Origin of the sequence: Bacillus sp. FSL M8-0063 (genome assembly GCF_038005545.1) — a bacterium.
Taxonomy (GTDB): Bacteria; Bacillota; Bacilli; order Bacillales; family Bacillaceae_G; genus Bacillus_A; species Bacillus_A wiedmannii.
The window spans coordinates 112,555-125,380 of the sequence record NZ_JBBOTJ010000002.1; the positions used below are offsets into that span (position 1 = coordinate 112,555).

At 37.2% G+C, this 12,826-nt stretch carries 16 protein-coding genes and 2 other annotated features (1 of these 18 cut by a window edge); all 16 genes read right to left on the minus strand.

From position 1 onward, the window contains the following. Nucleotides 1–109 (minus strand) — a sequence feature (ribosomal protein L10 leader region); it reaches 35 nt to the left of the window's first position. Nucleotides 110–158: 49 nt separating this feature from the next. Further along, entirely contained in the window at nt 159–851 is a 693-nt protein-coding gene (gene rplA, locus MKX31_RS23100) for a 50S ribosomal protein L1 (RefSeq protein WP_002096939.1), read from the minus strand. Between the two features lie 176 nt (nt 852–1,027). Then, nucleotides 1,028–1,453 (minus strand): 50S ribosomal protein L11, encoded by a 426-nt coding sequence (gene rplK, locus MKX31_RS23105; RefSeq protein ID WP_001085872.1) that lies wholly within the window; start codon nt 1,451–1,453, stop codon nt 1,028–1,030. Nucleotides 1,454–1,620: 167 nt separating this feature from the next. Further along, nucleotides 1,621–2,154, minus strand: a complete 534-nt coding sequence (gene nusG / locus MKX31_RS23110; RefSeq protein WP_000415794.1) for a transcription termination/antitermination protein NusG — start codon at nt 2,152–2,154, stop codon at nt 1,621–1,623. Between the two features lie 131 nt (nt 2,155–2,285). After that, on the minus strand, nt 2,286–2,465 hold the full coding sequence (secE, locus tag MKX31_RS23115; RefSeq protein ID WP_001241321.1) for a preprotein translocase subunit SecE: 180 nt from the start codon (nt 2,463–2,465) through the stop codon (nt 2,286–2,288). A gap of 32 nt (nt 2,466–2,497) precedes the next feature. After that, complete coding sequence (gene rpmG / locus MKX31_RS23120; RefSeq protein WP_002070160.1) at nt 2,498–2,644, minus strand: 50S ribosomal protein L33; 147 nt, start codon at nt 2,642–2,644, stop codon at nt 2,498–2,500. Nucleotides 2,645–2,772: 128 nt separating this feature from the next. Further along, nucleotides 2,773–3,432, minus strand: coding sequence for an RNA polymerase sporulation sigma factor SigH (locus tag MKX31_RS23125; RefSeq protein WP_000387198.1), 660 nt, complete (start codon nt 3,430–3,432; stop codon nt 2,773–2,775). Nucleotides 3,433–3,499: 67 nt separating this feature from the next. Beyond that, a complete protein-coding gene (locus MKX31_RS23130) occupies nt 3,500–4,012 on the minus strand; it encodes an NYN domain-containing protein (protein WP_000997888.1) in 513 nt (170 codons plus the stop codon). Between the two features lie 3 nt (nt 4,013–4,015). After that, nucleotides 4,016–4,759, minus strand: a complete 744-nt coding sequence (gene rlmB, locus MKX31_RS23135) for a 23S rRNA (guanosine(2251)-2'-O)-methyltransferase RlmB (protein ID WP_000093757.1) — start codon at nt 4,757–4,759, stop codon at nt 4,016–4,018. Next, a complete protein-coding gene (locus MKX31_RS23140; RefSeq protein WP_087979119.1) occupies nt 4,756–5,163 on the minus strand; it encodes a Mini-ribonuclease 3 in 408 nt (135 codons plus the stop codon). The genes rlmB and MKX31_RS23140 overlap by 4 nt, the downstream gene beginning before the upstream one ends. Before the next feature lie 2 nt (nt 5,164–5,165). Further along, nucleotides 5,166–6,563, minus strand: coding sequence for a cysteine--tRNA ligase (cysS, locus tag MKX31_RS23145; RefSeq protein ID WP_064475097.1), 1,398 nt, complete (start codon nt 6,561–6,563; stop codon nt 5,166–5,168). Beyond that, nucleotides 6,544–7,209, minus strand: a complete 666-nt coding sequence (gene cysE / locus MKX31_RS23150; protein WP_064475096.1) for a serine O-acetyltransferase — start codon at nt 7,207–7,209, stop codon at nt 6,544–6,546. The genes cysS and cysE overlap by 20 nt, the downstream gene beginning before the upstream one ends. 147 nt (nt 7,210–7,356) lie before the next feature. Next, nucleotides 7,357–7,603, minus strand: a binding site (T-box leader). A 47-nt stretch (nt 7,604–7,650) separates the two neighbouring features. Next, nucleotides 7,651–9,108, minus strand: coding sequence for a glutamate--tRNA ligase (gene gltX, locus MKX31_RS23155; protein ID WP_064475095.1), 1,458 nt, complete (start codon nt 9,106–9,108; stop codon nt 7,651–7,653). 89 nt (nt 9,109–9,197) lie between these two features. Beyond that, nucleotides 9,198–9,674, minus strand: coding sequence for a 2-C-methyl-D-erythritol 2,4-cyclodiphosphate synthase (gene ispF, locus MKX31_RS23160; RefSeq protein ID WP_098516956.1), 477 nt, complete (start codon nt 9,672–9,674; stop codon nt 9,198–9,200). A 115-nt stretch (nt 9,675–9,789) separates the two neighbouring features. Next, entirely contained in the window at nt 9,790–10,470 is a 681-nt protein-coding gene (ispD, locus tag MKX31_RS23165; RefSeq protein WP_064475094.1) for a 2-C-methyl-D-erythritol 4-phosphate cytidylyltransferase, read from the minus strand. A 16-nt stretch (nt 10,471–10,486) separates the two neighbouring features. Further along, nucleotides 10,487–11,590: a PIN/TRAM domain-containing protein gene (locus MKX31_RS23170; protein ID WP_000919687.1), complete on the minus strand. Its 1,104-nt coding sequence runs from the start codon at nt 11,588–11,590 to the stop codon at nt 10,487–10,489. Between the two features lie 160 nt (nt 11,591–11,750). Further along, a complete protein-coding gene (gene disA, locus MKX31_RS23175) occupies nt 11,751–12,824 on the minus strand; it encodes a DNA integrity scanning diadenylate cyclase DisA (protein ID WP_000392165.1) in 1,074 nt (357 codons plus the stop codon). Nucleotides 12,825–12,826 lie beyond the last annotated feature (2 nt).

A 12,826-nucleotide genomic window follows, 5' to 3' on the forward strand; every position in this document is an offset into this window, starting at 1 on the left:
ACATGGAGGCATATAGTCACAGAAAAAATTTCCGTTTCGTATATTAACACCTAGGTAGGAAATTAAGTCTATTGACACCTACTGTCTACGGTACACTAATTAAATTCACAACATAAATGATTATATAAAAACTTCTTTATGAAGTCAACTTCCAAAATTTACGCTAATGTAGAAACGTCTACACGTACGCCAGGTCCCATTGTAGAAGCAACTGTTACGTTCTTCATGTAAGTACCTTTTGCAGCAGCTGGCTTAACTTTTTGTAAAGTGTCAGCAATTGTTCCGAAGTTTTCTACTAATTTAGCATCTTCGAAAGATACTTTACCGATTGGAACATGGATGTTACCAGCTTTATCAACGCGGTATTCAACTTTACCAGCTTTGATTTCGTTAACAGCTTTAGTTACATCGAAAGTAACTGTTCCAGTTTTAGGGTTTGGCATTAAACCTTTAGGTCCTAATACGCGACCAAGTTTACCAACTTCACCCATCATGTCAGGAGTTGCTACTACTACATCGAAATCGAACCAACCTTGTTGGATTTTACCGATGTAATCAGCATCGCCTACGAAGTCAGCTCCAGCAGCTTCAGCTTCTTTAGCCTTTTCACCTTTAGCGAATACTAATACACGTTGTACTTTACCAGTACCGTGTGGAAGAACAACTGCACCACGGATTTGTTGGTCAGCTTTCTTAGGGTCAACACCTAAACGGAATGCAACTTCTACAGTCGCATCAAATTTAGCTGTGTTTGTTTTCTTTACTAATTCTACTGCTTCTGTTGCAGAGTAAGCAGTTGCACGATCAACAAGCTTTGCAGCTTCTACGTACTTTTTACCTCTTTTAGCCATTTTTATTTCCTCCTCGAATGTGGTTTTAGCGGAATAACCTCCCACGTTTACGCTTATTTTCAGGTATAACCTGAGGATGCGCGCCATCCATTTATTTAAAAACGATAATCATTTACGATAATAAAGGTTGCGAATTGGAATTCCAGACCCGCAACCTTTTTTAAAAACAAATCGAATTAGTCTTCGATAACGATGCCCATACTGCGTGCAGTACCTTCAACCATACGCATTGCAGCTTCTACACTAGCAGCGTTTAGGTCAGGCATTTTAGTTTCAGCGATTTCGCGTACTTTATCACGCTTAACAGTTGCCACTTTATTACGGTTTGGTTCACCAGAACCAGACTCAATACCAGCTACTTTCTTAAGAAGAACAGCAGCAGGAGGAGTTTTAGTAATGAAAGTGAATGAACGGTCCTCAAATACCGTAATTTCAACAGGGATGATAAGACCAGCTTGATCAGCTGTACGAGCGTTAAACTCTTTACAGAAGCCCATGATGTTAACACCTGCTTGTCCTAATGCTGGACCAACTGGTGGAGCTGGGTTAGCTTTACCTGCAGGAATTTGAAGCTTTACCATTTTAATTACCTTTTTAGCCACGAGACACACCTCCTTAAGTCCGTGATGTGGTCAATTGGACAGTGATTTGCCCTCCCACGTCATATTTTATCTGTAAGGATAAAATCTTTCAAAAAACGTCTCCGGTAACGAAGACGTACTGACTTAAAAGATATTATCACTTTTTACAATTCATTTCAAGTTTCATTTTATAATTTTTCAATTTGATGGAAGTCAAGCTCAACTGGAGTCTCGCGACCAAACATGTCCACAAGCACGCTAACCTTTTTCTTCTCCACATCAATTTCTTCAATAGCACCTGTATAATCTGCGAATGGCCCCTCATTTACACGCACTGTCTCATGAAGTTCAAAGTCGAAATCAACCACTTCGTTATCCATTCCCATATGCTTCATAATGGTAACAACTTCCTCTTCTAATAGAGGTGATGGTTTAGATCCAGAACCAGAAGAACCAACGAACCCAGTTACACCTGGCGTGTTACGTACAACATACCAAGAGTCATCAGTCATGATTAATTCTACTAATACATAACCTGGGAACACTTTTCTTTTCATTAATTTTTCTTTGCCGTTTTTCATTTCTACTTCTACTTCTTCCGGGACAACAACACGGAAAATTTTATCTTGCATACCCATTGATTCTACACGCTTCTCTAGGTTTGCTTTCACTTTATTTTCATATCCAGAATAAGTATGGACAACATACCAACTTTTTTCCATTCATTTAGGACGAGCGTCCTTCCCTCCCTGACGTACATTTTTTTGCGCAAATGAAAAAACCCGTTCACCGGGCTTTTACACAGTTCTTATAAATAACATTATATCATGGATAAGTGCTTCTTATTCAAGAATTAACCAAGAATTAACCGAATTAAAGAAGAAATGCCCATATCAACCACTGCGAAGAAAATCGCAAAGAAGACAACTGTAGCGATAACAGTCGCTGTTGAACGGAGTAATTCATCTTTTTTAGGCCAACTTACTTTTTTCATTTCGCGACCTACATCGCCGAAAAAGTTCGTTAAACGCATCTACGGGACCTCCAGTGTATTATTTCAATTATTTATTTTGTTTCCTTGTGAACTGTATGCTGATTGCATGTTTTACAAAACTTCTTTATTTCAAGTCGCTCTACTGAGCTCGTATCTTTCATCGTAGAGTAGTTTCGATTTTTACACTCTTCACATGAGAGTACAACTTTTTTCCTCATTAGTTACACCAACCTTGTAACATTATGTCCCTAAAAATGTATCATACAACAAAAGACAATGTCAATGACATGCCTTTTGTACTCTCTACAAAAAGAAAACAGGTGATTTTTTACACCTGTAGCATTTGTTATGAATTTAAAGTGGTACTCTCTCTCATTTCCATATATCGTTCCAATTTCCGCTTCACCCTCTGTAAAGCGTTATCAATAGATTTCACATGTCGATTTAACTGTTCCGAAATCTCTTGATAAGAACGACCATCTAGATATAAAGAAAGCACTTTTCTTTCTAAATCGCTTAATAATTCAGATATTTTAGATTCTATGTCTGTATATTCTTCCTGGCTTATAATCATTTCTTCAGGATCCGTTACCTTCGCTTCCGAAATAACATCTAATAATGTCCGATCGGATTCCTCATCATAAATCGGTTTATCTAGAGACACATACGAATTTAACGGAATATGTTTTTGCCTTGTTGCTGTTTTAATAGCGGTAATAATTTGCCGAGTGATACACAGTTCAGCAAATGCTTTGAATGAAGACAGCTTGTCCTCTTTATAATCACGAATCGCTTTAAACAATCCAATCATACCTTCTTGAACAATATCTTCTCGATCGGCACCCACTAAGAAATAAGATCTTGATTTCGCGCGAACAAAGTTCTTATATTTGTGAATCAAATATTCTAGAGCGTCAGTATTACCTTTTCGAACTAACTCAACGATTGCCTCATCCTCTAAATCACGAAATGTAACGTCGCCTACACTTACGAAGCCTGCTTCCACCTTGATCCCTCCGACCGCTATTTATTTAGCAATATTATACAGTAAAAAGATAAAGAGCGTCAATGCTTCAACGCTCTCCTCTTCTTAATTTTTCTAATTTTTCTGTAATATCTTTACTAAATATCTTTCGCATGGCGGGTTGCTTTTCTTTTGTGTCTTGTGTACGCCTTCTTACTTGTTGCTCCATCGCTTGTACTTCCAACTCTAATTCACGTGCAGATTTCCGAAGAGCACCTTGCGCAAATATAACCCATTGTTCCGTATAATCAGAAGTCGCAACATATATTTGCGTATTTATATTTCTAAGCTCAATCGCTAGTTGCTCTATCTTTTCATCTGCAGTTTGATTCTTTCTCGTGAATATGACTTCCACACGCGATTGTTTCATCTTTTTTTCAATACCTTGGACCGTATAAGCATCAAAAACTATCATTACCTTTGTACCTGTGTAACCTTGGTAATCCGCCATCTTATCAATCAGTGCATCCCTTGATGATTGCAAATCTACATCCCGTAGTTTCTTCAAGTCTCCCCAAGCTCCGATAATGTTGTAACCGTCAACGATTAAAATATCGTTCATTTTTTATTTACCAATTTCGTGACGCTTACGATATACCTCATACATTAACAAACTTGCGGCTACTGAAGCATTTAAGGATGTAACTTTACCGACCATCGGTAAAGTAATTAGGAAATCACATTTTTCACCAATAATACGACTCATACCTTTTCCTTCACTTCCAATTACTAATCCAATTGGCATTTTACCATCTAAATTGCGGTAATCCGTTTTCCCTTTTGCATCTGTACCAGCAATCCAAAGTCCACGTTCTTTTAATTCATCGATTGTACGAGATAAATTCGTTACACGTGCAACAGGAATATATTCAATCGCTCCAGTCGATGCTTTCGCAACTGATGCAGTAAGTCCCACAGCTCTTCTTTTCGGAATAATAATTCCATGAGCTCCCGTTGCATCCGCAGTACGCATAATAGAACCTAGGTTATGCGGGTCTTCAATTTCATCTAAAATTAAGAAGAACGGATCTTCGTTACGCTTCTCTGCTACTTTAAATAGATCTTCTAGCTCAGCGTATTGATATGCAGCCACTTGAGCAATTACACCTTGATGGTTCCCCTCAACTAATTGATCTAACTTCTTCTTTGGTGCATGTTGTAAAATAATCTTATTTTCTTTCGCTAGTGCTAGTACAATTTGTATTTGTCCTTTGGCAGCACCTTCCGCGATCCAAATTTTATTAATATCTCTTCCTGATCGTAACGCTTCAATTACAGGGTTACGTCCGATAATATATTCACTACTCATGATGATGTGCCCCCTTCCTTTTCTTCTAAAACATCAATTGCCTTATATACAATTTCGTCTAATCTTTCACGATTATTTAATAAGTGATGATAGCCAATTAGCGCTTCAAAGGCTGTACTATATCGATATGTTTGTACATCAGTATTCTTCGGAACAGTACCTGAATTTGCATTACGCCCTCTTCTTAGTACCGCCTCTTCTTCCTCTGTTAAAAATGCCGTCTCTAATAAATGATAAACAACTTTCGCCTGTGCTTTTGCCGAAACAAAGCTTGTCCCTAATCGATGCAATTGATTAGGACGAACTTTCCCTTTTTGAAGTAGGTGATAGCGGATATATTGTTCATATACCGCATCACCCATATATGCTAACGCTAAGCTGTTTAATTGCTTTGCATCAATCATTCTTATCCTCTTTTCCATCTTGTACCTTGAGCGGTATCTTCTAAAATAATATTACGGTCTTTTAAATCATCGCGAATTTGATCCGATAATGCAAAATCACGATTTTTACGAGCTTCAATGCGCTTTTGAATAAGTACCTCAATTTCTTCATCAAGCAACTCTTCTTGCGCTAATTCTAACCCTAAAATATCAAATAATGTTTCAAGTTGTTTTACGTATGCTTCAATTACAACTGTAGACGTATGTTCTTCCAGTAAATATTGATTTGCATGATTTGCTAAATTATATAACTCAGTGATTGCATTAGCAGTGTTGAAGTCATCATTCATTGCTTCTTCAAATGCAGTCTGGAATTTTTCCAGTTCCGCTAACCATTTCTCATTATGATCTGTTAAATCAGTACTACTTTCCATACGGTGTTTTAAATTACCGTAAGCCGTTTTAATTCTTTCCAGTCCGTTATTTGTACTTTGTAGTAAATCTTCACTGAAATTAATTGGGTGACGGTAATGTACCGATAGCATAAAGAATCTAATTAGCTGTGGATCATATTGCTTAATGATATCGTGAACTAAAATGAAGTTCCCCAGTGACTTAGACATCTTCTCATTATTAATATTAATATATCCATTGTGCATCCAATAACGTGCAAATGTTTTTCCTGTTAATGCCTCAGACTGCGCAATTTCATTCTCATGATGAGGAAATGCCAAGTCTTGACCACCAGCATGAATATCGATTGTATCTCCTAAGTATTTACGCGCCATTGCCGAGCATTCAATATGCCAGCCTGGACGACCTTTACCCCAAGGGCTTTCCCAGAAGATTTCTCCTTCTTTCGCAGCTTTCCATAAAGCAAAATCAAGAGGGTCTTGTTTCTTTTCTCCTACTTCAATGCGTGCACCGTGACGTAAGTCGGCGATTGGTTGATGCGATAATTTACCGTATCCTTCAAATTCCTTCGTTCTAAAGTACACATCACCTTCTGATTCATATGCATATCCTTTATTCACAAGTTCTTGAATAAATTCAATAATGATATCCATATTTTCCGTTACACGGGGATGAACTGTTGCATGTTTGCAACCTAGTGCCGTTACATCTTCAAAATACGCTTCAACGAAACGGTCAGCAATTGTCGGCACATCTTCACCTAATTCATTTGCTGCTTTAATTAATTTATCATCTACGTCAGTAAAGTTAGATACATACTGCACATCATACCCTTTATATTCTAAATAACGGCGTACCGTATCAAATACCATAGGTGGTCTTGCATTCCCAATGTGAATATAGTTATAAACTGTAGGTCCACACACATACATCTTTACCTTATTTTCTTCTAATGGAGTAAACTCTTCTTTTTGACGCGTTAACGTATTATAAATGTGAATAGTCATTTTTATCCTTCCTTTCTCCCTTTACTTCAAGTTGTTTTTTCAATTTATCAAGTTCTACTTCCATAATCTTTAACTTATCAAAAATTGGGTCTGGAAGGTCAGAATGATTTAATTCTTGACCGATCTTTACTCCATTTTGAACAACGACTCGGCCAGGTATACCTACAACTGTAGAATGTGCGGGCACTTCTTTTAATACGACAGACCCTGCTCCAATTTTAGAATTCTCTCCGACTGTAATAGAACCTAGTACTTTAGCACCTGTTGCAATTAATACATTATCCTGAATTGTAGGGTGCCTCTTCCCCTTTTCTTTACCCGTACCACCTAATGTAACACCTTGATAGATCGTTACATTATCACCAATTTCGCACGTTTCTCCAATTACAACCCCCATTCCATGGTCTATGAAAAAACGACGACCAATTGTTGCTCCTGGATGAATCTCAATACCAGTAAAGAAACGACTAACTTGCGAGATCCAACGTGCAATAAAGAAGAAATTCTTTTTATAAAAAGCATGTGCAATTCGATGGGCCCAAACTGCATGTAATCCAGAGTAAGTCAAAATGACTTCGAAATAACTTCTTGCCGCTGGATCCTGTTCAAAAACGACTTCAATATCTTCCCGAAGCCTCTTAAACATCGATGTTCCCTCCCCTTTATGGGCTGCTTTTTCGAGTGAACTAACTCCCTTTACTCCCTACTTATCCCCCTAAATCTTTATACACAGGGATAAAACTTATACTCATATCCACTTTTACGGTATAAAAAAAGACGCCTCTGTCATATTGACAGAGACGCCTTTTAAGCGCGGTTCCACTCTGTTTAGGCTAAAAAAAGCCTCAAACTCATCTCTGATAACGGTGTACACCGCTTCTGCTTACTTTACGCCCTAAAACGTTTCGCAAAACAATTCGCTGTTCAGCAGAAGACTCGAAGGGGCATTTCAAAAATCCGCTTATAAACCACTTCCAGCCTAAAGGTGGTTCTCTCTGTAAAAAGCCTGATTTTCTACTTCTCCTTCTCGTCGCTTTTCCTTATTAGGTTTTAAGTATACTTATTATATTTCTAAACCTAGAAAATGTTAACCAATTACTTTTTGAAGACGATTTAAAACTTTTTCTTTTCCAAGAAGTGCAATAGCATTAGGAAGCTCTGGACCATGTGTTTGACCAGTAGTTGCAACACGGATTGGCATAAATAAGTTTTTACCTTTATGACCTGTTTCCTTTTGCACCGCTTTAATAGCCGCCTTAATTGCTGCTGGTTCCATCGCTTCTAGCGCTTCTACTTGACCCGCAAATGCACGAAGTACTTCTGGTACTTGTTCACCTTTTAATACTTCTTGTCCTTCTTCTTCATGATCAACATGATCTTTGAAGAACATTTCAGAAAGCTCTACAATTTCAGCTCCAAAACTCATTTGTTCATGATATAACGCAATTACATCACGAATCCAAGCTTGCTCTTGTTCACTTAAAGTTTCACCTATACGTCCAGCTTTCACTAGATGCGGTAAGCTTAATTCTACCACCGTATCTAAATCTTGCTTTTTCATATATTGGTTGTTCATCCATTTTAATTTTTGAGAATCAAATAATGCAGGTGATTTTGATAAACGAGCTGCATCGAACATTTTGATAAACTCTTCTTGAGAGAAGATTTCTTCTTCTCCTACTGGCGACCAACCTAGTAGTGCAATAAAGTTAAAGATTGCTTCTGGAAGATATCCAAGCTCTTTATATTGCTCAATAAATTGAATAATAGATTCATCACGCTTACTTAATTTTTTACGGCTTTCGTTTACAATTAAAGTCATATGACCAAATTGCGGAATATCCCAACCGAAAGCTTCGTAAATCATCATTTGTTTTGGCGTATTTGAAATATGATCATCACCACGAAGTACATGTGTAATCTCCATTAAGTGATCATCTACTGCTACCGCAAAGTTATAAGTTGGTATTCCATCTTTTTTCACGATAACGAAATCACCGAAATCATTTGAATGGAATGCAACCTCATCTTTTACGATATCTTTAAACGTGTAGTCGCGATCAACTGGTACACGGAAACGAATACTTGGAATACGTCCCTCAGCTTCAAATTCTTTCACTTGTACTTCAGTTAAATCACGGTGGTTACCTGCATAACGAGGTGTTTCACCACGAGAGATTTGTCCTTCACGTTCTGCTTCTAGCTCTTCTTCTGTCATATAACATTTGTAAGCTAAACCACGCTCTAGTAAATCTTCATATAATTTTTTATAAATATCTAAACGCTCTGTTTGACGATATGGTCCAAATTCACCACCAACATCAACACCTTCATCCCAGTCCATACCGAGCCATTTCAAGTATTTTAATTGGCTTTCTTCTCCACCAGCAACATTACGTTTCACATCAGTATCTTCAATACGAATAATAAACTTACCATCTTGATGACGAGCAAATAAATAATTAAATAATGCCGTACGCGCATTTCCGATATGTAAGTGTCCTGTTGGACTTGGCGCATAGCGCACTCTCACTTGCTTTTCCATAATTGGTACACCTTCCATTCTTAATGTCAACACATTCTATAATTGTACACCAAAAAAATGTGATTATCCATCTTACGAATTAAAAACCATTATTTTTTCTGTAATAAAACAACTGCTTGAGAAGCAATTCCTTCTTCTCTACCTGTAAATCCTAATTTTTCTGTTGTTGTTGCCTTTACATTGATATTGTCAATAGACGTTTCTAATAGTTCACTAATACGTTTACGCATACTTTCAATATGTGGTGCCATCTTTGGCTTTTGAGCAATAATTGTACAATCTAGATTCCCTAACTCGTAACCTTGTTCACTTACAAATTCCCAAACCTTTTGCAGCAATACAGCTGAATCAGCATCTTTAAAGGCAGGATCTGTATCAGGGAAATGCTTTCCAATATCTCCAGCTGCAATCGCACCTAAACATGCATCCGCAATCGTATGTAACAATACGTCTGCATCTGAATGACCAATTAATCCTTTCTCATGAGGAATTGTAATTCCACCAATAATTAACGGTCTACCTTCCGCAAACTCATGCACATCAAAACCTTGTCCAATTCGAAACATTTTTTACATCCTCCTCAAGCTAAACTACAGAGCTTTATGATTCTATATTATATTGCTATCCTTATAAAGAAAAGCCCGGCTGTTGCCGAGCTTTTTTTCGCTATAATCATCACTGTCATTTCTTTTGAACATGAAGGAAACTTTCAGCAATTACTAAATCCTCTGGAGTCGTCACTTTAATATTATAGTAACTCCCCTCTACTACACCTACTTGCTTCCCGATACGTTCTACGAGGCTTGCATCATCTGTACCAAGGAAACAACCCTGTTTTGCACTTCTATGAGCTTCTAACAAAAGAGAAACAGCGAACCCTTGTGGTGTTTGTACAGCTTTAAGCTGAGATCTTTCTACCGTTTCGACAACGATACCCAGCTCTACTTTCTTAACTGTATCTTTCACTGGTACCGCACAAATGGACGCTCCATATTTTTCCGCTGCAGTTAATACATCTTGAATCACTTTATTCGTTACAAATGGACGCGCGCCGTCATGTACAAGAACATACTCAACATCACTAGTATGCTGAATAGCGTTATATACACTATCTTGTCTTTCGGCTCCGCCCTGAATAAATTGTACTGGCTTTTCAATTGGATACTTCTGCATTAATTCTTCAAAATACGGACGTTCTTCTTCGTTAATTGCCATAATAATACTTTTGCATGCTTTATCTTTTTCAAAAGCACGTAACGTATGCACAATAATCGGTACTTCATTAATAAGTAAGAACAACTTGTTTTTACCAGCACCCATCCGCTTACCTTGACCAGCTGCTGGAATAATTAATGTATACATATTAATAATCCTCTACTTATAATGCTTTTTCTAATAATTTACGTTTGGCGAAAATCATGCGCCCAGCCGATGTTTGTAACACACTAGTAACAAGCACATTGAGTTGTGAACCTACATATTCTCTACCATCTTCTACTACAATCATCGTACCATCATCTAAATATGCAACACCTTGATTTTGTTCTTTTCCATCTTTGACAACATAAACACTCAGTTCTTCACCTGGGAGTACAACAGGTTTAATTGCATTAGCTAAATCGTTAATATTTAACACCGTTACCCCTTGTAATTCAGAAACTTTGTTTAAGTTGAAATCATTCGTTACTACCGTTCCACCAGTGATTTTCGCCAACTTTACAAGTTTGCTATCCACTTCTTGAATATCATCGAAATCGCCTTCATAAATTTCTACCGGAATCGGCATCTCTTTTTGAATACGATTTAAAATATCTAATCCTCTGCGACCACGATTACGCTTTAAAGCATCAGAAGAATCGGCAATGTGCTGAAGTTCTTCTAACACGAATTGTGGAATCACAATTGTTCCTTCTAAAAACTTTGTTTGGCAAATATCAGCAATACGCCCATCGATAATTACACTCGTATCGAGAATTTTCCAATGAGTTGTAGATTCTTCTACCTCAGTTTCTTCATTCTCACTATTATTATTTTTCTTCTTCCCACGTTGTGGTAATGTAAATAATCCTAGCAATTCATTCCTCTTTTTAAACCCTACTTGGAATCCTAAATATCCAAGTAAAAGAGTAAAGAACACTTGCAACACTGTACTAATAACTGGAATTGTAAATTCACGAATTGGTATTAAAATTAAATATGCAACAATAAGACCAGAGATTAATCCTAATGTACCAAATAAAACATCCGCTACAGGCGCCTTTACAAGAGCCTCTTCAATATGCTTAATAAGTTGAACAATATAATCTACAAGCCAAAATGTTGTTAAAAATAAAATAATTGCACCAATAATTGCACGAACATACGATCCTTCCAATAAAGGAACAGCACCCATGTCTAATACATTAATAACTTTTGGGATTAAGTAAATCCCTAACGCTCCGCCAATTACTAGAAAGAAGAGCTGTACAATTCGTTTTAACATCCAACCACCTCCTACTCATTATTAACCATTGTTTCGCTAATCAAAACGCCGAATGCAAAAGCGGACGTGTTTTTTTATAAATAGTTTTATTTACCAATATACCATATCATATACCAAAAATGTTCTAGTGTCGTTATATTATAGAATCAATGTAATATTCTTAATTGTGTCTACTCATATAGAGATGCTCTTGGATTCTTTTTAGGCCTTCTCGTATTTTCTTCGCCCTGACTTCTCCAATTCCTTCCACATCATCCAATTCATTAATAGTTGCTCGACAAACACCTTGCAAGGTCTTAAATCGATTAATTAAATTTTCAATGATAAGTGGCGGAACGCGCGAAATTTTGCTTGTGATTCGGTATCCTCTCGGCGTCACACTTTCTTCTAAACTCATTTGTCCTGGGTAGCCAAGCAATTTAACTAAATCGCTATCCTCTAGAAGTTGTGTATTCGCAAGATCTTGTAACTTTTTCAAAATTTGATGATGGTCTTGTGTTTTTTCTTGATAATAATCTTTAATTAATAACGCTGCCTCTGCCTCTAAATCAGCTAGTAGTTCTGTAAGTTGTAAACGAATTAACCTACCTTCTGTTCCTAGCTCATGAATATAGCTCAATATTTCATTTTTAATCCGCAGTACCATTTCAACACTATGTAACACATGAACCACCTCGGACATTGTAACGACTTCTTCAAATTCTAGAATGCCCAAATTCGTAATACCATCATTCCATACAGCCTTATATTTTTCTAACGTTTGAATAGCTTGGTTTGCCTTTGTTAAAATAACACCTATATCCTTTAGTGTATAACGTAAATTCCCTTGATATAGTGTAATTACGTTACGTCTTTGTGAAATAGCCACAACGAGACTACCTGTCTGCTTTGCTACACGCTCTGCCGTCCGGTGGCGCATACCTGTTTCAATAGAATCAATAGATGCCTCTGGAACTAACTGTGCATTTGCAATTAAAATTTTACTTCCAGTTTCATTTAAAATAAGTGCCCCATCCATTTTTGCTAATTCGTATAAACTAGCAGGAGAGAATGCACAATTAATGTGAAATCCCCCATCAACAATACTTTTAATTTGTTCATTATATCCAAGAACAATTAGTCCCCCTGTTTGTGCGCGAAGCACATTATCTATCCCTTCGCGCAGTGGTGTTCCTGGGGCCACGAGCTGTAAAATATTAATCATACTTTTGACACGTTGCTTGTTTTCTTCCATAG

Bases quoted from the DNA above. Each gene is read 5' to 3' on its own strand.
- rplA (WP_002096939.1), bottom strand. From the start codon at position 851: ATGGCTAAAAGAGGTAAAAAGTACGTAGAAGCTGCAAAGCTTGTTGAT.
- ispD (WP_064475094.1), bottom strand. From the start codon at position 10,470: ATGTATACATTAATTATTCCAGCAGCTGGTCAAGGTAAGCGGATGGGT.
- MKX31_RS23170 (WP_000919687.1), bottom strand. From the start codon at position 11,590: ATGTTAAAACGAATTGTACAGCTCTTCTTTCTAGTAATTGGCGGAGCG.
- nusG (WP_000415794.1), bottom strand. From the start codon at position 2,154: ATGGAAAAAAGTTGGTATGTTGTCCATACTTATTCTGGATATGAAAAT.
- MKX31_RS23140 (WP_087979119.1), bottom strand. From the start codon at position 5,163: ATGATTGATGCAAAGCAATTAAACAGCTTAGCGTTAGCATATATGGGT.
- rpmG (WP_002070160.1), bottom strand. From the start codon at position 2,644: ATGAGGAAAAAAGTTGTACTCTCATGTGAAGAGTGTAAAAATCGAAAC.
- disA (WP_000392165.1), bottom strand. From the start codon at position 12,824: ATGGAAGAAAACAAGCAACGTGTCAAAAGTATGATTAATATTTTACAG.
- cysS (WP_064475097.1), bottom strand. From the start codon at position 6,563: ATGACTATTCACATTTATAATACGTTAACGCGTCAAAAAGAAGAGTTT.
- gltX (WP_064475095.1), bottom strand. From the start codon at position 9,108: ATGGAAAAGCAAGTGAGAGTGCGCTATGCGCCAAGTCCAACAGGACAC.
- MKX31_RS23130 (WP_000997888.1), bottom strand. From the start codon at position 4,012: ATGAACGATATTTTAATCGTTGACGGTTACAACATTATCGGAGCTTGG.
- ispF (WP_098516956.1), bottom strand. From the start codon at position 9,674: ATGTTTCGAATTGGACAAGGTTTTGATGTGCATGAGTTTGCGGAAGGT.
- secE (WP_001241321.1), bottom strand. From the start codon at position 2,465: ATGCGTTTAACGAACTTTTTCGGCGATGTAGGTCGCGAAATGAAAAAA.
- cysE (WP_064475096.1), bottom strand. From the start codon at position 7,209: ATGTTTAAGAGGCTTCGGGAAGATATTGAAGTCGTTTTTGAACAGGAT.
- rlmB (WP_000093757.1), bottom strand. From the start codon at position 4,759: ATGAGTAGTGAATATATTATCGGACGTAACCCTGTAATTGAAGCGTTA.